Origin of the sequence: uncultured Chitinophaga sp. (assembly GCF_937898475.1) — a bacterium.
Lineage (GTDB): Bacteria > Bacteroidota > Bacteroidia > Chitinophagales > Chitinophagaceae > Chitinophaga.
Window position 1 is genome coordinate 1 of sequence record NZ_CALEJS010000026.1, and the last position, 19,002, is coordinate 19,002.

Below are 19,002 nucleotides of genomic sequence, written 5' to 3' on the forward strand. Positions count from 1 at the left end.
AAGGGAACTATAAACTAAAATATAAAAATACTGGACCGGTAGCTCAGCTGGATAGCGCATCCCGACTTCCAGTCGGGAAGGTCCTTGGAAAGAAAGGGAACTATAAACTAAAATATAAAAATACTGGACCGGTAGCTCAGCTGGATAGAGCAGCTGCCTTCTAAGCAGCAGGCCATTGGTTCGAATCCAATCCGGTTCACCAAATGGGACAAATCTTCAAATGAAAGGTTTGTCCCATTTTCTTTTTGGCGGAATGCCCCGTCAATTGTGAACATCACCCGCATAGCTTCGTTAACGCTTGCGGTTCGATGATGTTCTCCGTCAAAAATCAGTTTTTCGGGAAATATCGAATCGATGAAATACATCATTACCCAGGTGAGGGAGTCTGTACGTAATTGGGCAAGGGTAGTTGCTGGTATGGGAATTCCGTCGTAATATGTAATTGATGCGTAACAGTTTTCTTTTTAGCGCTATTTATCCCCCAACTCCTACAACTTCCTGATCCGGTATATCCGCTTATCACTATCAGCAAAAAGCGCATACTGCAAAGCAGGATTAGTATAATACATATACCCATCTATTTGTTCAATCGGCTGCACCTTATTGCCGTAGAAAACCCCGGGCCGGTTACCATCAATTTCAATCACTGAACCGCGCGATTTTACGTTTAGATACATGTGCTGCTTTATTCTTATAGTATCTTCCTGAAATGCGATATCGCTAAAGAGATACCCGGGGTAAAGCTCCTCAGTAAAGCCCGCCGCATTACCTCCCCCGCCTGAAAAGCGCACTTTCTCCATTGGCAGCTTATGAAAGTAACGATACCTCACAGCTGCTGATGGAATGATCGCCCTGTCATGAGGTGCGCGTTTATCTATCCGTTTAAAAAGATTGTTCCATAAAAGCTGTTCCGTATACGACCAGGGAAAGTGTTGGCTGATATTAAGCGTGGTATTGAACTGCGACCAGTCATTACCGTTAAAGTAGATCAGCACAGCGAAGTTGGTAACCGCTTGTGTTGTCTGGATCTCACCCGCAGGCGCCTGTTGCGGCGAAGGACTTTCAAACCGGTAATCCACATACACCGGGCCGGGCAAATTCCTGATATAGGCAAGCCTGCTTTGCTGACGGCCGGCATCCCAGGTAAGACCGGCATTTTCGGCTGGTATACCAATGGCTGCTTTGTTCCCGGTAAACGTCCAGTTATAGTACTCATTTTTCTTTTTATCGATAATAAACCCTTTTACAAATGCCAGGTCGGTTGCCTTGCTATCGATCATCAGCGAGTCTGCGATAGCACCACTGGACGCGATCTTGTAAAACGAATTTCCTGTCTTTCCATGAACGGTGTAAATGATCACATTACTGTCTTCGGCCAGGAAAGACTGTATCTGCTCCTGACTTTCGAATAACAGCTGCATTATAACGTTGCCGCTTTGAATGCTTTGAACGCTATCGACAGACTGATATCCTGCATATGCTTCCGGGAGCACATCATAGTTGCCTTTCATCTTAAATTTTGAAAACAGCAGGTATAAAGCAGCGGGGATAATAATGATGAGCACTATGTAAATGGCCTTCATACAGGCAAGTTAGAGAATAAAAGCGTGATATTATTAAAAACGAAAATGATCTGATCGAATATACGATGGATAAAATACTGAAGAACTTTTTATTAAACATGGTTAAACGAAAATATACTGCCCTTGCAACTTACTGGTCATGTAGTCAGTACATTTGTATTCCAGATCGTGTACACATTCACATTCCATAAAATCTACACACTATGAAGCATTTACTCCTGGCTATGATGTGCGTGTTATCCGGCATAACAACATCCGCACAGCCAACTGAGAAGATTAAGAACGTGGTACTGGTACACGGTGCATTTGTAGACGGCTCCGGCTGGCAGCCTGTGTATGATATCCTGGTTAAACAGGGATACCAGGTATCCGTTGTACAACAGCCCCTCACGTCATTTAAAGAAGATCTGGCCGCCATACAACGGGTGCTGAACAAACAGGACGGACCATGCATACTTGTAGGGCACAGTTATGGCGGCGGTTTGATCACCGAAGCGGGCAATCACCAGCAGGTGGCAGGACTGGTGTATATAGCCGCTCATGCGCCGGACAAAGGAGAGTCTGAAGCCGACAACGGCAAGCGCTATCCTCCCGCTTACAAGTCCCTGCAGAAACCCGCAGATGGTTTCGACTACATTGATCCTGCCCATTTCCCGGCAGATTTTGCAGCAGATCTTCCTGAAGCAAGAGCCGCCTTTATGGCCAATGCTCAAATGCCTACTGCAGATGCCGTGTTCCATGCCGTGATCCAGCACCCCGCGTGGAGAACAAAGCCAAGCTGGTATATGGTAGCCGGAGGAGACCGTATCATCAACCCCGAGCTTGAAAGAATGTATGCAGACAGGGCCAAAAGTAAAACCGTGGAAGTGAAAGGCGCCAGTCATGCAGTATTCGAATCACATCCTGATGAAGTATCATCGCTGATCATCAGGGCCTGTACAGGGCAATGATCAGCCCGATCTGCTTCATAAAAAAGGACAAACCAGTACTGCATCCGGTTTGTCCTTTTTCATTTCGTGTAGTACTTCAGTACACCAGGCTATCCTTACAATTGCGGCACACCTGTTGATCCCGGTGCATTGGCGGCTGTTACCGCTGCCGGCGTTCTTTTCAGCGTACTGATGGTAATATGCGGCCAGACAATCGGCGTTACCGTACCAACCGGCGGAAACACCAGGTTGATGGTCTGTGAATATTGCAACAGTTCCGTTTCACTGCCGCCGCTGATGTTTTCCAGCCAGAAAGTGGCATTCAGCGTAGTGGCGGTCACGTTAGACTGTATAAATGGAATATTGAGGATCCCGCCGGTGGCGTCGGGATTATTGGTAGACATCTCCAGTGTAGTCATGGTCGTGATGGAGCCTGTACCTGCAATGGTTTCCAGGGTGGATTGCAGGAAGGCGTTCGGGTCTACCTGGTTAAAGTCTTTAAACTGCGGGGCGCCGATGATCTTGTCATTGTATCCCAACAGCGCCAGATCGGAGCCATCGAGGTTAACAGCCTTGGAGGAGATCACCGGGAAGAACTTTGTTCCCGGGTTGGACGTTTCAGAAGAGGCGCCCAGGGCCAGCAGTGCATTTCCGTGCGGCACCGTACCTAAACGGGCAATGGTAAAACCACCGTTGTAATTGGTGATGTAAAGGAAAAGCCCCGTTTCTGCATGGATGACCGTACCGTTGCTGAAACCCCTGCTGTTACAAAAGTCCGTATTACATACACTCACGATCTGCTGTTCATAGAACAGGCCGAAGATCTCCTGGTCAAATTGTGTATCTCCCAGCACTGGTCCGCGGTTACCTGCCTGAACAGCTACCGCAGAGAATTTCAGGTTCTCTTTATAGGGGATCACCTCAAAAACGAAGTTACCGTTTCCCGGTACGGAGATGACGTTCCAGCCGGCGGCAAGCGGTTGTACCACGCCGTCAGGGCTGGTAGTGGTTAATGGTACGCTTTCCCATTCGCCTACCAGTTGTTTTAAAGGGCCAAGGTCAACTTCGCTGAGCAGATCGGCGGACACAAAGCGTGCGCCCATGCCAAAACGGTTTAATGGAGAGGTCATGTTGTGGTCGTGTTTTGGTTAAAGTTGAGAGATTATTATGTGATGTATAAAAACCAAGTTAATTCTTTTTTCGTCATAAGCGGCATTCAGTGCGCCGGATTAACAAAATTCTGCCCGGGTTCAACGATCTTTTTTGCCAGCAGCTCAAAATAGCTTGACAGATGGAAGAACATCGATGTAAGATTACAGAACGGCGTCTCCACCTGACAGAACGGACGTGACAGATCGAAGGTGTTCGATGAAAGATAACAGGTATGTCATGTAAGCTGACAGATGTATCGTGCAAGCTGACAGAACGGACGTGACAGATCAAAGGTATTCGATGAAAGATGACAGCTGTAAGCCTCCACCTGACAGCTTTTCCGTGTAAGCTGACAGCTGTTCGGTGTAGTCATTTTGATATGATAAGCCTGATGGATTTACTGATGGGATAACATGCATCAGAATTTGATCTGCAGTTGCTGCGATACCAGTTTCCCATCTTTATAGCTTTCAAAATACCATTCATTATTCTTTTTGAAAACAACGCCGTTAGACGTTCCATCTTCCGCTATGAAGTAATCCTGCATGGAGGTCTTCAGCAATGTCAGCACTTTTTTAGGAGTAGTATCGATCAGCTGATAACCGGTCGGCGTAGTTTGCGCATATAGGGTACCGGCGCTTTCACCAGCTGTGGCTGTTGCTGCTGCCGCCGGTGCGGTTGCGGGTGCAGCTGCGGCGGGCGCCGTCTGGGCAGGAGCGGGGGCTGCAGCGGGAGGAGCCGGCGTTGGCGCAGCTGCCATTGTTGCCTGCTGAGGTGGCGTAAACACGGTGCCATCATATTTATACTCCGTATCGTTCAGGGTGGTAAAAGCGTCTCTCAGCGCCAGGTTATAGGCGGCCATAAATTCCTTCTCCCTGCTTTTACCTTCCTTGCTTTTAAAGACGATATTGCCCTGGCAATCCTTCAGCAGCAGGGTAAGGTTGGTAACGAACAGGCCTTTTTTCTGGATCACTTCGGCCTTGAGTGCATTGCATTTATTGGCGGTCAGTTCTGCGGGCAGCGCTTCTTCCTCCATAAAAGCCGTAAATCCTTTTTGCTGCAGTAACAGTTTGGTGGTAACATTCAGGCCATACTGGTTATCTTCCTTCAGGAAATCATATCTTTCAGGTACCAGTACATACTTGAAATTGTTGATGGTAGTTTGTGAATAAGCGGCTACGGTAAACAATAGCAGCAGCATAAACAAGGTATATGCCTTCATATAGTATCGTTATTTCCTGTTTAAGGTATAACGAATATACTGATTTTAAATGCCATGCAGCCTGCCAAATTCAGGTGCGGGTCATCTGCAACAGCTTCCTGCTTTCCTTGCTCACAAACGTAATAGGTACAAATTTGTCTGTCGGGGCCCCGATATAGTATACCATCCATCCGGGATCATGATGTGCCAGCATTTCGCTGATGCAGTCTGCCCGGTGACCCATGGGGTTGGAACAGTCATCCCAGTAAAAGAGCTCCACCCGGTAGTGCAGCTGCTGCTCCTGGTTGTTGATGGTCACCGCTACTGTTATCTCCTGCTTACCCGGGAGAGGGGGGATAGGAACGACGATGTGACTCATAGCGCATGGATTATGCAATTGCTTTCACAAGAAAGTTGCCACTTCTGAAGCGTATACAGCAGCGATATTTATGTATGAATATTTTATATACCTGTTCAGGGCTGGGCGTTCAGCGTCCGGAAACGGACGATTTTTCCCCTGATTGACTTATATTTAGATATGAAATTCCTCGCCTTACAACCATTTGTTCCTTCGGGAAAAGACTTTGAGCGGTCAAAGCAGTTATTCCTGGAACTGGGCTTCAACATCAGCTTTGATGCCCATGGCTATGCCGGTTTTGAGAAGGATGGCTGCCGGTTTATTTTGCAGCACTATGATGCCCCCGGGTTTGCGGAAAACTTCATGTTAACCGTAAATGTTGATAATGTGCATGACTTCAGGAAATATGTGATCGATAAGCAGCTTCCGGAACGCTTTGGCATACGTATAGGCAATGTAACACAGCAGCCCTACGGTAAAGAGGTGAATATTATTGATGTGGCAGGTGTTTGCTGGCACTTTGTCGAATAAATCACCTATACATAATCAATATGCATCAAGACGTACAGGCATACAATGAAGCTTTGTCTCCCGCTGATAAAGCGATCTGTCAGCTATTGGCCAGGGAAATAGATCAGCACCTGTCCGGGGCGGAAAATAAGATCTGGCACCGGCATCCGGTTTGGTTTCTCAATGGTAATCCTATTGTTGGTTACAGCAAACTGAAAGACGCGGTACGATTATTATTCTGGAGCGGGCAATCCTTTGAGGAGGAAGGCTTACAGCCGGAGGGGAGCTTCAAGGCCGCCGAAGCCCGTTATACCGATGTAAAGCAGGTAGATACGGCACTGCTGAAACGCTGGCTGGAGAAGTCGGCAAAGATCCAATGGGATTATAAGAATATTGTAAAGCGGAAGGGGGTGCTGGAGCGGTTGAGTTAACCGTTGCAGTCAGCATTCCGAATAATCCGATGAAAACAGGCCGTTCACCGCATACAGCTTATCTATCCTGATCTCCGTCTGGTCTTCCAGCCTGAACCATCGTCTGCCGTCGCGTTCAAATACGCTCTCAATCAGTCCGTTGGCACGTGTAACGCCATTGTCCTCATAAAGGATGGCCGCCACCTGCTTTTTTTCATACAGCTCCATGATCATGGGATAGAAGCTTCCTCCGGGGGGAATAGTGGCTCTGGTGTCCATAGTTGTAAATTTATACCCAAAGTTAATTGATCGGCGCTTAATATGTAAACCTGGAGTCAGACGTTAAGTAGATAATAGAACATGAAAGAGCAGATATTTAATGATCTAACTGAGTTCATACATAAGCAGACGGGGAGTTATGAAATTACAGTTACAAGTGAAACCTCGTTAGAAAATGATCTTGGCGTAACAGGGGATGATGGTACTTCCATCCTGAGCCACTAATATCGTTTGTATCGACTCCTCCCATAACTCCTTTGCCACACCTTATACCACTCCCTGTTTCTCGGGTACTTCCTGTGCGGCGTTACATTATTAAACACCAGCGCCACCAGGAACAAGATCAACACACCTGTCAGCACCGGGCTGATCACATAAAAATATCCCAGCGCCTGGATCTTCGGCGATCCGATATTCGCTATCAGCGCCGTTGCCCCGCCGGGCGGATGCAATGTCTTCGTTACCTGCATAAGTACAATAGACCAGGCAACAGACAGCGCAGCGCTCAGCCACAACAGATCAGGCACCAGTTTGTGACAGGTGACCCCCACCAGCGCACAGATCACATGTCCGCCTATCAGGTTCCGGGGCTGTGCCAGGGGACTGTTAATGATCCCGTAAATCAATACTGAAGATGCTCCGAATGATCCGATCAGGAAAAGATTGTCTGAGGCCGTAAAATATTTGCTGTTAAGAAACCCGATCAAGCCAATGCCTATGAACGAGCCGATGAAAGTCCAGATATGCTCCCGTGTATCTATCATCGTCTCCTTGTACAAAATATACCGCGCCTTCCTGAAGCGCTTTTTCAACATCTTTTCCATAGATCAGCGGGCGAAATTATATCGCTCCGTTAAATTTTCCTATTTTCGTTCTATCCTTATACTTATGCAAGATCAACAGTCGTCTGTTTTCGACGAGGATTTCCTCCGGGAAACCTACATACGCCGCCGCCAGCTGATGCCACTGTCCCTGAAGATATTCGTCTGGTTTTTCATGATAACCTCAGCGTTTTCCTTCATAAATGTGATATACTCCTTTTTACAGTACCGGCAACCCGTAACAGATGGAGGTATTTCCCTCGTTGTTGCCCTGGGAATGATAATACCCGGTCTCGTGATTACATTGCTGAACGTAATGGCCAATCTTTTCCTGCTGCTCGAAAAAAAGTGGGCCCTTCTTTTGGCCCTGTTTGTCACCCTGCTTTTCCTGGTATTCCGGTGCTATGGCACTTTCAGGTTGATATCATTACATCCAGGAGATTTTACCCTCTCAATATTGAGCTCAGTATTCATTATGTCGCTGAAAATACCCTACGTGTTAATGCTGCTGAAGATCAAACGCGACTGGGAAACCAAAGCGGTAGCTGGATAAAAGTTCCTGCCGGAAGGGAATCACCTCGTTAGCAGAATATAACACTACCGTTATAAATTAATTTTGTTAACCATAACATTAGTGTTATATTTATAGCAGTGGCCCCTAAAACCGGAATACATGAAAAACAAAAAGGTAACCGTTATTATCGAAGCATCTTCCACGGGCTTCGAAGCCCGTTCAGAGGCCCTTCCCGGCATTACCGGCTACGGTGTTAATGTGCACCAGGCCAAAAAGGATCTGCACGATGCCATTCATGCAGCGCTCGAAGCGCACGCCCGCCGTAAAACCAGTCCCGAACCCTGGCTTAACAACGGCCATCTTGAATTCATTTACAAATACGATATGGTCAGCCTTTTCGAACATTTCGGTATGCTGGATGTTACCAACCTGGCCAAACGTATTGGCCTCAATCCATCCTTGTTAAGGCAATATAAATCAGGTCTTAGCTTTGCTTCCGATAAACAGAAGCAGCGTATCCTGAAAGGCTTGCACGACCTGGGAGAGGAGCTGCTGCGGGTACGCCTGTAAGCTGTTTAACCGGCCTTTTAACCGGCCTTTATAAGATACACCGGCTTGGAAAGGTCTGCTATCCTGAACGTTAAATTGATCCGGCCTGCGGCCTCGCGGGTGGTTTTAGGTACATGATGTTCGTAATGATCCTGCATGCTGGCGCCCATCAGCAAAAAGCTGCCATGCGTCAGCGGGATATCCAGCCGGGCGCCCTGTTTATCCGTTTTATGCCGCACTTTAAACAGGCGCGTTTCTCCAAAGCTTACCGAACCAATTTCATGATGCCTGCCATCTGAAGGAAGCGTATCACTGTGCCAGGACACAGCATCATTGCCATCCCGGTAGTAATTGAGCAGCACACGATCAAAAACGATTCCGCATTCCGCTTCCACTTTCTCTTTTATTTCCAGCAGGGCAGGGGTCCAGGGAAGTCCCTTTTGTCCGCCGTAAAAGGCGGTCAGCCGCGGATCCGGCAGCACCCGGTCATACATTTTCCGTACCCGCTGCTGCCAGGGGGTATGATCCTTCAAAGTTTTATAGTAGTGATCCGATGCGTCTTTACTGAAAAACTGCTCCCACAGGCGCAGATCCGCATCCGGAAGATGAAAATCCGTAAACCGTTTCTTTCCTTCGTCAAACAAGGCCGTCTCGTCAAACAGTGTCATCCTGTAAAGATACGAAATGCTAAGAAAGTTAGTAATTCCGGTCTGATCAGTCACCGGGAAAAGCGTATATTTATTCATTGCCAACATCCCTTTACCATGACCAACGATATCCTGCTTTTTACCCGGAAGATAGCTGCTGCAGCAGATGAGATTAAATTGCTGGGTGGGCGTATCACCCAACAGTTCACCAATTACATATTCGTGGCGATCCTGCCTGACATCTCAGATGTCGGTAAATTAAGGTACAGCCGGGAGCAGCAATACGGGCCGCTGGATGATAAATCAAAGCTTGCGTTCGATGCCTGGCATTTATCGCAGGTAAACTTGTCTGCAAAGACAGCAGCTGGTCCCCCGGAAGATCTCTCCTGGGATGCTTTCGGATTTGAGCCTCCCTTAACACTGCAAGCTCGAAGTGAAGCAGGGACTGAAATCCTGGGCTCTACCGGAACCTCCACCAGCCTTTACCTGATCGGCTCTGTTGCCATGGGCCTGGTGCTCGTAGCCGGCACCACACCCGGCCTCGGTTTTACATACGATGAAATGGTAAAGATCGTTGCAGAAGTGATGAAGGGACTCCAATTCCTGGTCCATGCAGAGCCGAGGGCCAACATCTCTTTCGTTTACAATATCCACATAAAGACAGTAGACGTAATACCTTTGCCACCCGGTTCCTGCGGCAGGAAAGAAGATCCCTGTGAAGCGTTATGGCGGAACCCGGTCTTACAACAGTTAGGTTTTCCGCCCCAGAAAGAAAGCCTTGAGTTGTTTGCCAACCAGCTGCAGCGCATCAACGAAACAGACTGGTCCTTTGTGGCGTTTATTACCAAATATCCTTTATACCATGTTGCGTATGCGGGGGGCGTTCGCACCTGTATACAATATCCCGTTGGTGATTGGGGCCCGGACGGGCTCCACCAGGTGTTTGCACATGAAGTTGCGCACATATTCGGAGCGGCAGATGAATATGAGCATAGCGGCTGTGGCTGCGGTCCCAGCGGATACCTGCAGATCCCCAATATGAACTGTATCAACTGCGCGGGTAACCGGCAGGTAGGCTGCCTGATGAATAAAACTACGCTGAACCTTTGCCGGTATAGCGCCAAGCAGTTGGGCTGGAGCAGCAAATTCTTTGACCCGCTGCTGTTAAAACAGATCTCGCCTGTATGCGACAGCAACAATGACCTCTATGTCTTTGCGGTGGACGTGCATAATACCCTTTATCTCAATATCCGCTTCCGGGGTATATGGCTGGAGTGGTCAAAGAATTGGAACAAAGCGCCTGCCATGCAGTTCGTTACTACCCTCTGGGACGCATCCGGCAACCTGCATGTTTTTGGTATTGGTACCGATAATACCCTGTATGTCAATAAGCGGACCAACTTCAGGTGGAGCGGCTGGCAGGCTAACTGGCACCAGGCGCCTAAACTGTCCGGCATTACGGCTTTTGCCGACACAAAAAACACGGTATATGTTTTCGGTATTGCTCCTGATAACACCGTATACCTCAACAGGCACGTGGGAAACAGCTGGAGCGGATGGATGTCAGGCTGGTATAATGCTCCCCGGCTCAAAAGCATTACGGCTGCCACAGATAGCAAAAATAACCTGTTTATCGTTGGCATGGCGCCGGATAATACGCTATACCTTATCAGTCACAAGGGAGACAGCTGGAGCGGCTGGCAGTATAACTGGGATGAACCTCCGCCGCTGAAGTCTGTTCTTGCGGTTCCTGATATTGACAAAACCGTATATGTCCTGGGCCTCGGAACAGACAATATCTTGTATTGTAATACGCACGATGATGGAAAATGGAGTGGCTGGTACGCTTTTCCCGATACGCCCCGAATGCAGTCCTTTAACGCTGTAACAGATGGGCGTGATGGCCTTTACCTGTGGGGGATTGATATGGATGGTGCGTTGTGGCTGAATGTAAGCGAGGTAGAGCGGCAATGGACGGGCTGGCAGTCCACCTGGAACAAAGACGGCGATTTTTACAAACCCGTGCTGCATAATATTACAGGCGTTATGGACAGGCATAAAACCCAGCATATATGGGGCACTGGTGTTAATAAGCATCCTATGGGGAACAACTACATCACCTGGTGCAACTGGCATGATGGTAACGGCTGGAAAGGCTGGGAATACCAATGGTATATGTAGGGCCTAATGCCTAAATTTGCTGGCTATGAAATTTATTGCACTGCTTACCGGGTATTGTTTTGCTTTTGTCTGTTGTTTCGCACAAACAAAAAAGGAACTCTATATCCCCAACCGTGTACAGGTGGTAAAGCAAAGTGCACATGTGCAGATACCCGGCACCCGGGTATTCGTAGTGAAGCCCAAAGGTTACCGGCTGCAGCAGCAATTAGCCAGGTTCCAGAAAAACAATCATACCTATTTCCAGGTATTTGAAAGCCAGTCCGTAAATTTTGACATCCGTAAAACAGATATCATCAAAGAATACGATGATGCCATCAGGAGCGGCAAGCTGCCGCCCATGTATTACCGGAAGGAACTTAAGCTGGGAAACTATAATGCTTTACTTTACTATGCCGGTTCTCCTGCATCCGGTATTGAACAGATCGTGCTGACATTCGGCAATAAGGATTTTGCAGTGATGGCCACCGGCCAGGTGCCTGCCAATGACCAGGTTTCCAGGGATGAAATACTGCGGGCGCTTTTATCGCTGTATGTGGATGAGCACATTCAGCCGGTAGTAAATGAATCTGCGGATTATACGCTGAACCTTGCCAACACCCAATTTCAATACGCGGGGAATATGTCGCAGCAACTGTATTTCTACACCGTAGGAGGGAAGAATGATACCACTGATCCATATCAGCATATGATACTGGTGCAAACCCTGCCCGCGCTGAAAGATGCTGCGGAGCTGAAAGCGCATTCACTGAAAATGCTGGACCAATACAGGTCTGGTAAGATTAAAATACTTCAGCACCAGGAGCGGAATATTACCATCAATGGCAAATATGCACATGAGCTTACTTTTACCGGTACTTATGAAGGCAGAACAGTAACAACCTACCAGGTAGTAACCGGGAATAATAAAGCTACGATTGTATTTGCAGGAAATGTTTTTGATAAACATCCGGAGCTGATGGCAGAAATAAAGAAGATTGCGCAAACGCTGAGGGTGAGGTGAGGGGCTTCAGCTGCCGTCTCCCTACTCTCTTCCCACCTTCACGTAATCTATCATAAACGTACTGCTATCCACTTCCGTAGATGCCTTAATCATCTGGAAACCAATCCGGTCTAACGTTGTTGCAGCCGTGCTTTTCATCATCTCCACCACTTTCTGATCATTGATATAAAAAAACAATTTCTCTTTCGTTAGCTGCACCTTGAGTTTATTATCTTCATTCAATTCTCCTTTGATCGCCGCAGACCTTGTCCAGTTCACCAGGTTGGTAGTCTGGCCGCCCACTACCTGGAAGATCCGGAACTCTTTTTCTCCAATGGTAAAAGCCACATAATCCTGGTTATTGGTAACACCGAATACCAGTCCTGCCTTATCATATGCATGCCCTGCAGTATGGCGGAAAAGCAGCTCTACACTGCCCGTTTGCCGCTCCACAGGAAAGAGGCTGGCGGCCGACCAGAAACTATACGTTCCCATATCCTTTGAAAGATAGCTGACCACAAACCAGCCATTCTTTACCGCCGTTACAACGGTGCCGTTGTTACCGGTTTGCCATAGGAGGTTATCAGCTGAATCAAAATCTTCCTGTAAGATAAGCGGCTGATCAGGTGGTGTTGCTTTGTCTTTACTGCAGGAGGAGAGCAGGTTTACACAGGTCACCGCAATACCCAGCAGCATGGGCACGGGTTTGTAGCGTCGGATCATGATTAAAATTTTTTGGTTGGCGAAGCCAAGGTTTAGATAATTTAACGGTCGTTAAATTGGGTTAAGGCGTATACAAATATGCGGAGAGAAATTCAGAAATAGAAGCTTTCCAGCTTTTTTAATGCCTTTTGCATGTTAATGCCTTTGCCCAGTACGGGCTTAAAAAGATCGCCTTCCTCCGTGATGCGTGCAATGGCGTTTTTCAGATGGAAGTCTTTCATTTGCAGGCCTTTTTTCACTTCCTCCCAATGTAAAGGCATGGATACCGTGGCGCCGGGTTTGGGACGAAGCGAGTAGGGGGCCGCGATCGTTGCCTGCGGGCGGTTCTGTAAAAAGTCCAGGTACATCTTCCGTTGCCGGTTGGCCGTTTTACGCTCAATGGTAGTAAAGCCGGGCAGCTCTTTGTTAACCAGCTTCACGATCAGCCGGGCAAACTCCTTGGATTGTTCATAGGTGTATTTTGCACCCAGCGGAATGTAGATATGCAAACCCGTTGATCCGGACGTTTTGCAGCAGGAAGGCACTGCTGCCGCATCGAGTACCTGTTTGGTTACCTGCGCGGCCTGTATCACCTGTTCAAACGTGTTCTTATCGGGGTCCAGGTCTATGATGCACCAGTCGGGATGATCCGGGTGTTGTATACGGCTGCTCCAGGGGTTCATCTCAATACATCCCAGCGAGGCGATATACAGCAGGCTGGCTTCGTTGGTACATACCAGGAAGTTCTTATCCCTGTTGTCTGCATCGCTGTGATAGGGAAATTGTGCAATCCAGTCGGGCACTTTGCCCGTTACATCCTTCTGGTAAAAGCTTTTGCCGTTGATACCGTTGGGATGACGGTTCAGCGATTGGGGCCTGTCTTTCATATACGGCAGCATATACGGCGCCACCTGGTAGTAGTAGTTCAGCATATCCCGTTTGCTGATCTTTTCTTTTGGCCAGAATACTTTGCTGAGATTGGTGAATTTCAGTGCATGTCCGCCGATCTCTCTTACCTGTGTCTGCTCCGAAGGGTTCAGCAGGGTTTTGCGGGAGGATGGTTTTTCCGGTGTAAGGACCTTCTTGCCGGTTTTCAGCTTGCCATTGTCCACTATTGCTTTGACAGGTACCTTTTCTTCCCGTGTTACATCTTTGGCGCCTTTGTCTTCCCGCATACCTTCAAAAGAAGGGTGCCGCATGACGCCGTCACTGGTCATTTCCCGGAAGCTCACTTCGCATACTAGCTGCGGTTTTACCCAGATGGCGGCGGCCTTTGGCGGGTTGGGCCTGAAGCGTGAAGGCTTGTTAACATCCGGCACAACGGTAAACGGAGATTTCTTCACCTCCAGTTTTTTGAACTGCTGCAGCAGCTGCTTTTGCAGCTGTGTATTGAAGCCGGTGCCTATCTTCCCGGTATACTGCAGTTTCCCTTTTTCATAAACGCCTACCAGCAGCGAGCTGAAAGGTTTGCCGGAACCTTCGTTCTTCGTATAGCCGCCTATCACTACTTCCTGGCGGTTGCTGGTCTTGATCTTCAGCCAGTCCCTGCTGCGTTCCCCGGGATGATAGTGGCTGTCTGCCCGTTTGGCGATAATGCCTTCCAGTCCCATCTGTTTTGCAACGTTAAAAAACTCCGTACCGGTAGTTTCAAATCGCTCGCTTAAACGGATGATATCTCCCGGCGCCTTGCGTATCTGCTCTTCCAGTACGGTTCTGCGTGTGGATAGGGGCAGTCCGCTCAGATCGCGGCCATTCAGCCAGAGAATGTCAAATACATAGTAAACCAGGCGGCCATCCGCTTCGCTCCGCCATTGCTGCAGCAGGCTGAAATCAGACTGGCCGGAGGGGTTGAGCACCGCGATCTCGCCATCCAGCACCGCATGCAGCTTCCAGGCCTTTACGGCATCATATACCGGGTAAAACTGCTCATTGAAGGATTTGTTATTCCTGGACCGTAATTCCGTAGCGCCCTTGTTCATGAATGCCAGGGCCCGGTAACCGTCCCATTTGATCTCATACAGCCATCCTTCGTGGTCAAAAGGCTTATCCGCCAGGGTGGCCAGCATAGGGGTAAAGGTGTCCGGAAAGGAGCTTTTAGGCGCCTTACGGAGTATGCCCGCGCTAATGGATCTTTGTGTAGTGCCCGCCACAATAATGCTGTTTATACAAACAGGACAAAATTGTGTGCCAGTTTTAAGTTTTATGGGTAATAAAAAACAGCGGCCGTTTAATAACGGCCGCCTTAAACGTACTCCTATTTGTTTATCCGGTCAAAAGTAACCTTTATGAAAACAAACCCTTTATCCCAAATTTGACCATTGCGCCCCTTTTTTCCTAATCACCGCGGTTTTAAATTATCCGCGTAGCGGTTAAGATGAGGCCGGAGATCCGCAGATAATCCTTATCTTCAGTAAAAGCGTCCTTTATGCCACGTTTCTCTGTTGATCCGGATATCAGCCGCGCTAAAACCCTTGACACCGCCTTTTATACAGACCCGGCCATATACGAATCGGCAAAGGACAGGATCTTCGTTCCCTCGTGGCAGTTGGTGGGCGACGCAACACAGGTAAGCGCCCCGGGTCAGTGTCATCCTTTCACGCTTTTGGAAAACTACCTGGATGAGCCGCTGCTGCTCACAAAAGATCAGGACCGGCGCATCCGCTGCCTCAGCAATGTATGTACGCACCGCGGCACCATCGTGGTGCATGAACCCTGTACGCTGCACCACCTGCGCTGCCGCTACCATGGGCGCATGTTTGGCCTGGATGGCAGCTTTCATTCCATGCCCGAATTTAAGGAAGTGAAGGATTTTCCCTCCGGGGATGATCATCTCACGTCACTGCCGCTGTTTCAATGGGGACCGCTGCTGTTTGCATCCGCCAGTCTTACTTCCTCTTATACACCATACCTGCAGGACATGATCAGCCGGGTAGGATGGCTGCCGCTGGAGGAGTTCAGGTTCCGCCCGGAGCTTTCGCGTGACTATCACGTTAACGCCCACTGGGCGCTTTACTGCGAAAATTACCTGGAGGGCTTTCATATCCCTTTTGTGCATGCAGGCCTCAACAGCGTAATAGATTTCGGTAATTATACCACGGAGCTGTTTACATATGCCAACCTGCAGCTGGGCATTGCAAAAGCAACGGAAGACTGCTTTGATCTGCCGCCATCCTCGCCCGATTACGGTAAGCAGGTGGCCGCCTATTATTTCTTCGTTTTCCCCAACATGATGTTTAATTTCTACCCCTGGGGCTTAAGCATCAATATTGTCAAACCGGTGTCCATCCAACAATGCAAAGTGTCTTTTCTTACCTATGTATGGAAAGAAGCGCTGTTGCACAAAGGCGCGGGCGCTGATCTTGACACGGTAGAGCTGGAAGATGAAGCTGTGGTGGAGGCCGTGCAGCAGGGCGTACGTTCGCGTTTTTACCGCCACGGGCGGTACTCGGTAACAAGAGAGCAGGGCACGCATCATTTTCACCGTATCATATCATCGTTCATGGAAGCAATACATTAATATGCCGGCTACCCCAACGCTACGCCACACCATCGGTTTCCGCGCTGCTACCTGCGTGGTGGTGGGCAGCATCATCGGCTCCGGTATCTTTATGAAGCCTGCCACCATGGCTTTACAGGTAGGCTGGCCCCATTGGCTGGCGCTTGTGTGGGTCATTGCCGGGATATTTTCCCTTTTCGGGGCATTGATCTTTGCAGAGATAGGGGCCATGCTGCCGCAGACAGGCGGCATCTATGTGTACTTCCGTTTTATGTTCGGCGATTTTGTTGCTTTCCTGTATGGCTGGGCCGCGTTTGCGGTGATCAACACCGCTTCCGTTTCTGCCATTTCTTTTGTGTGCGCCCAGTATGCAGACTATTTTCTGCAGCTGCCCCGCCTGCCCGCCGCCACAGAGCAGTCCTGGGTGATACACATTCCTTACCTGGGCAGTCTTTATCCGCTGCAGCAGCTGGGCGTAAAAGCGCTGGCCATTGTGCTGGTATTGGGACTAACCCTGCTGAACTACCTCAGTTTAAAGGCCAGCAGCGCTTTACAGGTGTTGTCTACCTTTGTGAAGGTGGCCGTGATCGGGATACTGGTATTCGGCATTTTTTGCTCCGGCAGGGGAGATGCGGCAAACTTCATTACACCCGGCGCTCATGCTAAAGAAGGATGGAGTTTGATGGGCGGCATTATCACCGCGCTCACAGGTGCGTTCATGGCGTATGACGGCTGGATCAACGTTACCTTTATCGCCGGTGAGATCCGCTCGCCGCAGCGTATTATTCCCCGCAGCCTGGTTACAGGACTTTTTGTTTGTATAGCGGTATACCTGCTGGTGAACCAGGCCTATTTGTATGTACTTCCTATCGATGCCATGGCAGGCGCTCAGCTGGTGGCGGCAGATGCGATTGCCATAGCGTTGGGCGGTACGGGCAGCGCCATTATAGCGGCTCTTATCGTGATCTGTACTTTTGGTGCGGTGAACGGCAATACCATGGCCATATCAAGGGTCACCTACGCCATGGGTAATGACCGGCTGTTCTTTCCGTGGACGGGCAGAACGCATCCACGTTTCCAGACGCCCGGCAATGCGCTCTGGCTGCATGGCATATGGTCTTCCATACTCATCTTCAGCGGTTCTTTTGATATGCTGGCAGATATGTTCACCTTTGTAGCCTGGGTTGCTTACCTGCTGGGTGCGGTGGGGCTCTTTATCCTCAGGCGTAAGCTGCCGGATCATCCGCGCCCGTATAAAACATGGGGTTATCCGCTGGTGCCGCTGCTGTTTATCGCCTTTGCGGCGTTCTATGTGGTGAGCACTGTCTGGAACGATATCAGCCTGTATATAGCCGGAAAAACAGCGGTGATCAACTCCCTGTTGGGACTGCTGATCACCGCGCTGGGTATTCCCCTCTATTTATACTTCAGGAAAAAACATTTATAGATTAACACGTTGTCCGCTGGCAGCGCTTTTATAGATGGCTTCCACAATGCGGATGTCTCTCAGTCCTTCTTCGCCGGGCACCTGCATGGGTTTACCACCCATAATGGCCAGCGAGTCGTCGTCCATCTGTTTGGCCTGCTGGAAAGGCACTTCATAAGGGTGGTTGATCTCACCCAGCGGGCTGCTTCCTTTTACGCCGCTGTAGGCAGAGTAGGGGGCCATTTTGATCACGCCCTTTTCACAGGTAATGTCCATGAAGTTAATGTTCTCGCCAAAGCTGGTTTTAATGTTGGCCAGTACGCCGCCGGGAAATTCGAGGGCAGCCACGGTGGTTTCATCCAGCCCGTTTTTGTAGATCTCCGGCCGGGTGGTAGAGGTTTTGGCAGATACCACGGCCACGGGTTCCATACCGCTACCCAGCCTGGCGCCCTGTATGGCGTATACGCCCATATCGTACATCACACCGCCGCCCAGGGCCTTCTGCTGCTTCCAGTGATTGGTGCGGTTATCGCGGTAGCCCGCAGCGCAGTCTACCTGCTTTACTTTGCCCAGCAGCTGTTGTTTAACAATGCGCCGGTATTCCTGCGTATTGGGTTCATGCTGCAGGCGGTAGCCAATGGCCAGCGATCTTTTATTTTTGCGGCAGGCATCTATCATTTCCTGGCATTCCTGCGCGGTAATGGCCATGGGTTTTTCGCACCATACATGTTTGCCTGCATTCGCTGCCCGTATGGTATATTCCTTATGCATGGAAGGTGGCAGCACCACGTATACTACATCAATGTCGGGATTATTGGCAATCTGGTCAAAGTTGCCGTAATCATAGATATTTTTATCGGGGATGTTGTACTTCTTTTTCCAGGCCTCGGCCTTGGAAGGCGTACCGGTAACGATCCCTGCCAGGTAACAGTGTCTGGTTTGCTGCAGGGCGGGGGCCAGCAGGTCGGTGCTGTAATAACCGAGCCCTACCAGGGCTACGCCCAGGCGATCTTTCCGGGGCCGGGCAGCCAGGAGCGAACCAGGGGAGAGCAGGATGGCGCCGCCGCCCAGGGCCAGCGTTCTTAATGCGTTTCTGCGGGAGATCAGTGTCATGCGTCAGTTTGGTTTACGTGGTTTAGAAATGGAGATGCTAAAGACCGCTTGCTCGTATAAAAAAGGGTAGATAGTGAAGATAACGGATTTTGAGGCGCCAGTCAAGGGGTTTATGAGAGATTTACTGCTTTACGGCCCATATATGTGCCTGA

General features: G+C 49.2%; 19 protein-coding genes and 1 tRNA gene. 10 read left to right on the forward strand and 10 right to left on the reverse strand.

What is annotated here, in order from left to right; translation table 11 throughout:
• The first annotated feature begins 125 nt into the window (after nucleotides 1-125).
• Nucleotides 126-202: transfer RNA gene (locus Q0577_RS17260), tRNA-Arg, on the forward strand.
• A gap of 286 nt (nucleotides 203-488) precedes the next feature.
• Here the strand turns inward: Q0577_RS17260 and Q0577_RS17265 are convergent.
• A complete protein-coding gene (locus Q0577_RS17265; protein WP_298738373.1) occupies nucleotides 489-1,583 on the reverse strand; it encodes a hypothetical protein in 1,095 nt (364 codons plus the stop codon).
• 203 nt (nucleotides 1,584-1,786) lie between these two features.
• On the opposite strand from Q0577_RS17265, the gene Q0577_RS17270 reads away from it, so the two are divergent.
• Nucleotides 1,787-2,533: an alpha/beta hydrolase gene (locus Q0577_RS17270; protein ID WP_298738374.1), complete on the forward strand. Its 747-nt coding sequence runs from the start codon at nucleotides 1,787-1,789 to the stop codon at nucleotides 2,531-2,533.
• Nucleotides 2,534-2,628: 95 nt separating this feature from the next.
• Here the strand turns inward: Q0577_RS17270 and Q0577_RS17275 are convergent, their stop codons facing one another.
• The 3 genes from Q0577_RS17275 to Q0577_RS17285 all read right to left on the reverse strand — a co-directional run bounded on the left by Q0577_RS17275 (nucleotide 2,629) and on the right by Q0577_RS17285 (nucleotide 5,244).
• A complete protein-coding gene (locus tag Q0577_RS17275) occupies nucleotides 2,629-3,642 on the reverse strand; it encodes a heme-binding protein (protein WP_298738375.1) in 1,014 nt (337 codons plus the stop codon).
• 440 nt (nucleotides 3,643-4,082) lie between these two features.
• Complete coding sequence (locus Q0577_RS17280) at nucleotides 4,083-4,886, reverse strand: hypothetical protein (protein ID WP_298738376.1); 804 nt, start codon at nucleotides 4,884-4,886, stop codon at nucleotides 4,083-4,085.
• Nucleotides 4,887-4,956: 70 nt separating this feature from the next.
• A complete protein-coding gene (locus Q0577_RS17285) occupies nucleotides 4,957-5,244 on the reverse strand; it encodes a hypothetical protein (RefSeq protein WP_298738377.1) in 288 nt (95 codons plus the stop codon).
• Nucleotides 5,245-5,403: 159 nt separating this feature from the next.
• Here Q0577_RS17285 and Q0577_RS17290 point away from each other — a divergent pair, with 159 nt between their 5' ends.
• Both Q0577_RS17290 and Q0577_RS17295 read left to right on the forward strand, forming a co-directional pair.
• A complete protein-coding gene (locus tag Q0577_RS17290) occupies nucleotides 5,404-5,754 on the forward strand; it encodes a hypothetical protein (RefSeq protein WP_298738378.1) in 351 nt (116 codons plus the stop codon).
• 20 nt (nucleotides 5,755-5,774) lie between these two features.
• Nucleotides 5,775-6,164, forward strand: a complete 390-nt coding sequence (locus Q0577_RS17295; RefSeq protein ID WP_298738379.1) for a DUF1801 domain-containing protein — start codon at nucleotides 5,775-5,777, stop codon at nucleotides 6,162-6,164.
• A gap of 9 nt (nucleotides 6,165-6,173) precedes the next feature.
• Here the strand turns inward: Q0577_RS17295 and Q0577_RS17300 are convergent, their stop codons facing one another.
• Entirely contained in the window at nucleotides 6,174-6,422 is a 249-nt protein-coding gene (locus Q0577_RS17300) for a hypothetical protein (RefSeq protein ID WP_298738380.1), read from the reverse strand.
• A gap of 221 nt (nucleotides 6,423-6,643) precedes the next feature.
• Nucleotides 6,644-7,246 (reverse strand): HPP family protein, encoded by a 603-nt coding sequence (locus Q0577_RS17305; protein ID WP_298738381.1) that lies wholly within the window; start codon nucleotides 7,244-7,246, stop codon nucleotides 6,644-6,646.
• 64 nt (nucleotides 7,247-7,310) lie between these two features.
• On the opposite strand from Q0577_RS17305, the gene Q0577_RS17310 reads away from it, so the two are divergent.
• Both Q0577_RS17310 and Q0577_RS17315 read left to right on the forward strand, forming a co-directional pair.
• Entirely contained in the window at nucleotides 7,311-7,796 is a 486-nt protein-coding gene (locus Q0577_RS17310; RefSeq protein WP_298738382.1) for a hypothetical protein, read from the forward strand.
• Nucleotides 7,797-7,916: 120 nt separating this feature from the next.
• Complete coding sequence (locus Q0577_RS17315; protein ID WP_298738383.1) at nucleotides 7,917-8,327, forward strand: hypothetical protein; 411 nt, start codon at nucleotides 7,917-7,919, stop codon at nucleotides 8,325-8,327.
• A gap of 17 nt (nucleotides 8,328-8,344) precedes the next feature.
• Here the strand turns inward: Q0577_RS17315 and Q0577_RS17320 are convergent, their stop codons facing one another.
• Nucleotides 8,345-8,974: an alpha-ketoglutarate-dependent dioxygenase AlkB gene (locus Q0577_RS17320; protein WP_298738384.1), complete on the reverse strand. Its 630-nt coding sequence runs from the start codon at nucleotides 8,972-8,974 to the stop codon at nucleotides 8,345-8,347.
• A gap of 96 nt (nucleotides 8,975-9,070) precedes the next feature.
• Between Q0577_RS17320 and Q0577_RS17325 the strand changes: the two genes are divergently transcribed.
• Nucleotides 9,071-11,134: a hypothetical protein gene (locus Q0577_RS17325; RefSeq protein ID WP_298738385.1), complete on the forward strand. Its 2,064-nt coding sequence runs from the start codon at nucleotides 9,071-9,073 to the stop codon at nucleotides 11,132-11,134.
• A gap of 25 nt (nucleotides 11,135-11,159) precedes the next feature.
• Nucleotides 11,160-12,134, forward strand: a complete 975-nt coding sequence (locus Q0577_RS17330) for a hypothetical protein (RefSeq protein ID WP_298738386.1) — start codon at nucleotides 11,160-11,162, stop codon at nucleotides 12,132-12,134.
• Between the two features lie 21 nt (nucleotides 12,135-12,155).
• Here the strand turns inward: Q0577_RS17330 and Q0577_RS17335 are convergent, their stop codons facing one another.
• Nucleotides 12,156-12,836 (reverse strand): hypothetical protein, encoded by a 681-nt coding sequence (locus Q0577_RS17335; RefSeq protein ID WP_298738388.1) that lies wholly within the window; start codon nucleotides 12,834-12,836, stop codon nucleotides 12,156-12,158.
• 92 nt (nucleotides 12,837-12,928) lie between these two features.
• Nucleotides 12,929-14,965: a DNA ligase D gene (gene ligD / locus Q0577_RS17340; protein WP_298738389.1), complete on the reverse strand. Its 2,037-nt coding sequence runs from the start codon at nucleotides 14,963-14,965 to the stop codon at nucleotides 12,929-12,931.
• Between the two features lie 275 nt (nucleotides 14,966-15,240).
• On the opposite strand from ligD, the gene Q0577_RS17345 reads away from it, so the two are divergent.
• The gene (locus Q0577_RS17345; protein ID WP_298738390.1) at nucleotides 15,241-16,332 is read left to right on the forward strand and encodes an aromatic ring-hydroxylating dioxygenase subunit alpha; all 1,092 of its coding nucleotides are present in this window, start codon (nucleotides 15,241-15,243) and stop codon (nucleotides 16,330-16,332) included.
• A 1-nt stretch (nucleotide 16,333) separates the two neighbouring features.
• Nucleotides 16,334-17,758 (forward strand): amino acid permease, encoded by a 1,425-nt coding sequence (locus Q0577_RS17350; protein ID WP_298738391.1) that lies wholly within the window; start codon nucleotides 16,334-16,336, stop codon nucleotides 17,756-17,758.
• On the opposite strand, the gene Q0577_RS17355 is transcribed toward Q0577_RS17350, so the two are convergent.
• Nucleotides 17,753-18,850 (reverse strand): Gfo/Idh/MocA family oxidoreductase, encoded by a 1,098-nt coding sequence (locus Q0577_RS17355; protein ID WP_298738392.1) that lies wholly within the window; start codon nucleotides 18,848-18,850, stop codon nucleotides 17,753-17,755. The two genes, Q0577_RS17350 and Q0577_RS17355, sit on opposite strands and share 6 nt — an antisense overlap.
• Between the last annotated feature and the right edge of the window lie 152 nt (nucleotides 18,851-19,002).

What these genes read in the sequence shown, in the direction of transcription:
- Q0577_RS17320 (WP_298738384.1), bottom strand. Translation starts at nt 8,974, where the DNA reads ATGACACTGTTTGACGAGACGGCCTTGTTTGACGAAGGAAAGAAACGG.
- Q0577_RS17280 (WP_298738376.1), bottom strand. Translation starts at nt 4,886, where the DNA reads ATGAAGGCATATACCTTGTTTATGCTGCTGCTATTGTTTACCGTAGCC.
- Q0577_RS17315 (WP_298738383.1), top strand. Translation starts at nt 7,917, where the DNA reads ATGAAAAACAAAAAGGTAACCGTTATTATCGAAGCATCTTCCACGGGC.
- Q0577_RS17310 (WP_298738382.1), top strand. Translation starts at nt 7,311, where the DNA reads ATGCAAGATCAACAGTCGTCTGTTTTCGACGAGGATTTCCTCCGGGAA.
- Q0577_RS17345 (WP_298738390.1), top strand. Translation starts at nt 15,241, where the DNA reads ATGCCACGTTTCTCTGTTGATCCGGATATCAGCCGCGCTAAAACCCTT.
- Q0577_RS17270 (WP_298738374.1), top strand. Translation starts at nt 1,787, where the DNA reads ATGAAGCATTTACTCCTGGCTATGATGTGCGTGTTATCCGGCATAACA.
- Q0577_RS17290 (WP_298738378.1), top strand. Translation starts at nt 5,404, where the DNA reads ATGAAATTCCTCGCCTTACAACCATTTGTTCCTTCGGGAAAAGACTTT.
- Q0577_RS17275 (WP_298738375.1), bottom strand. Translation starts at nt 3,642, where the DNA reads ATGACCTCTCCATTAAACCGTTTTGGCATGGGCGCACGCTTTGTGTCC.
- Q0577_RS17325 (WP_298738385.1), top strand. Translation starts at nt 9,071, where the DNA reads ATGACCAACGATATCCTGCTTTTTACCCGGAAGATAGCTGCTGCAGCA.
- Q0577_RS17305 (WP_298738381.1), bottom strand. Translation starts at nt 7,246, where the DNA reads ATGGAAAAGATGTTGAAAAAGCGCTTCAGGAAGGCGCGGTATATTTTG.
- Q0577_RS17335 (WP_298738388.1), bottom strand. Translation starts at nt 12,836, where the DNA reads ATGATCCGACGCTACAAACCCGTGCCCATGCTGCTGGGTATTGCGGTG.
- Q0577_RS17285 (WP_298738377.1), bottom strand. Translation starts at nt 5,244, where the DNA reads ATGAGTCACATCGTCGTTCCTATCCCCCCTCTCCCGGGTAAGCAGGAG.
- Q0577_RS17265 (WP_298738373.1), bottom strand. Translation starts at nt 1,583, where the DNA reads ATGAAGGCCATTTACATAGTGCTCATCATTATTATCCCCGCTGCTTTA.
- Q0577_RS17330 (WP_298738386.1), top strand. Translation starts at nt 11,160, where the DNA reads ATGAAATTTATTGCACTGCTTACCGGGTATTGTTTTGCTTTTGTCTGT.
- Q0577_RS17295 (WP_298738379.1), top strand. Translation starts at nt 5,775, where the DNA reads ATGCATCAAGACGTACAGGCATACAATGAAGCTTTGTCTCCCGCTGAT.
- Q0577_RS17300 (WP_298738380.1), bottom strand. Translation starts at nt 6,422, where the DNA reads ATGGACACCAGAGCCACTATTCCCCCCGGAGGAAGCTTCTATCCCATG.
- Q0577_RS17350 (WP_298738391.1), top strand. Translation starts at nt 16,334, where the DNA reads ATGCCGGCTACCCCAACGCTACGCCACACCATCGGTTTCCGCGCTGCT.
- Q0577_RS17355 (WP_298738392.1), bottom strand. Translation starts at nt 18,850, where the DNA reads ATGACACTGATCTCCCGCAGAAACGCATTAAGAACGCTGGCCCTGGGC.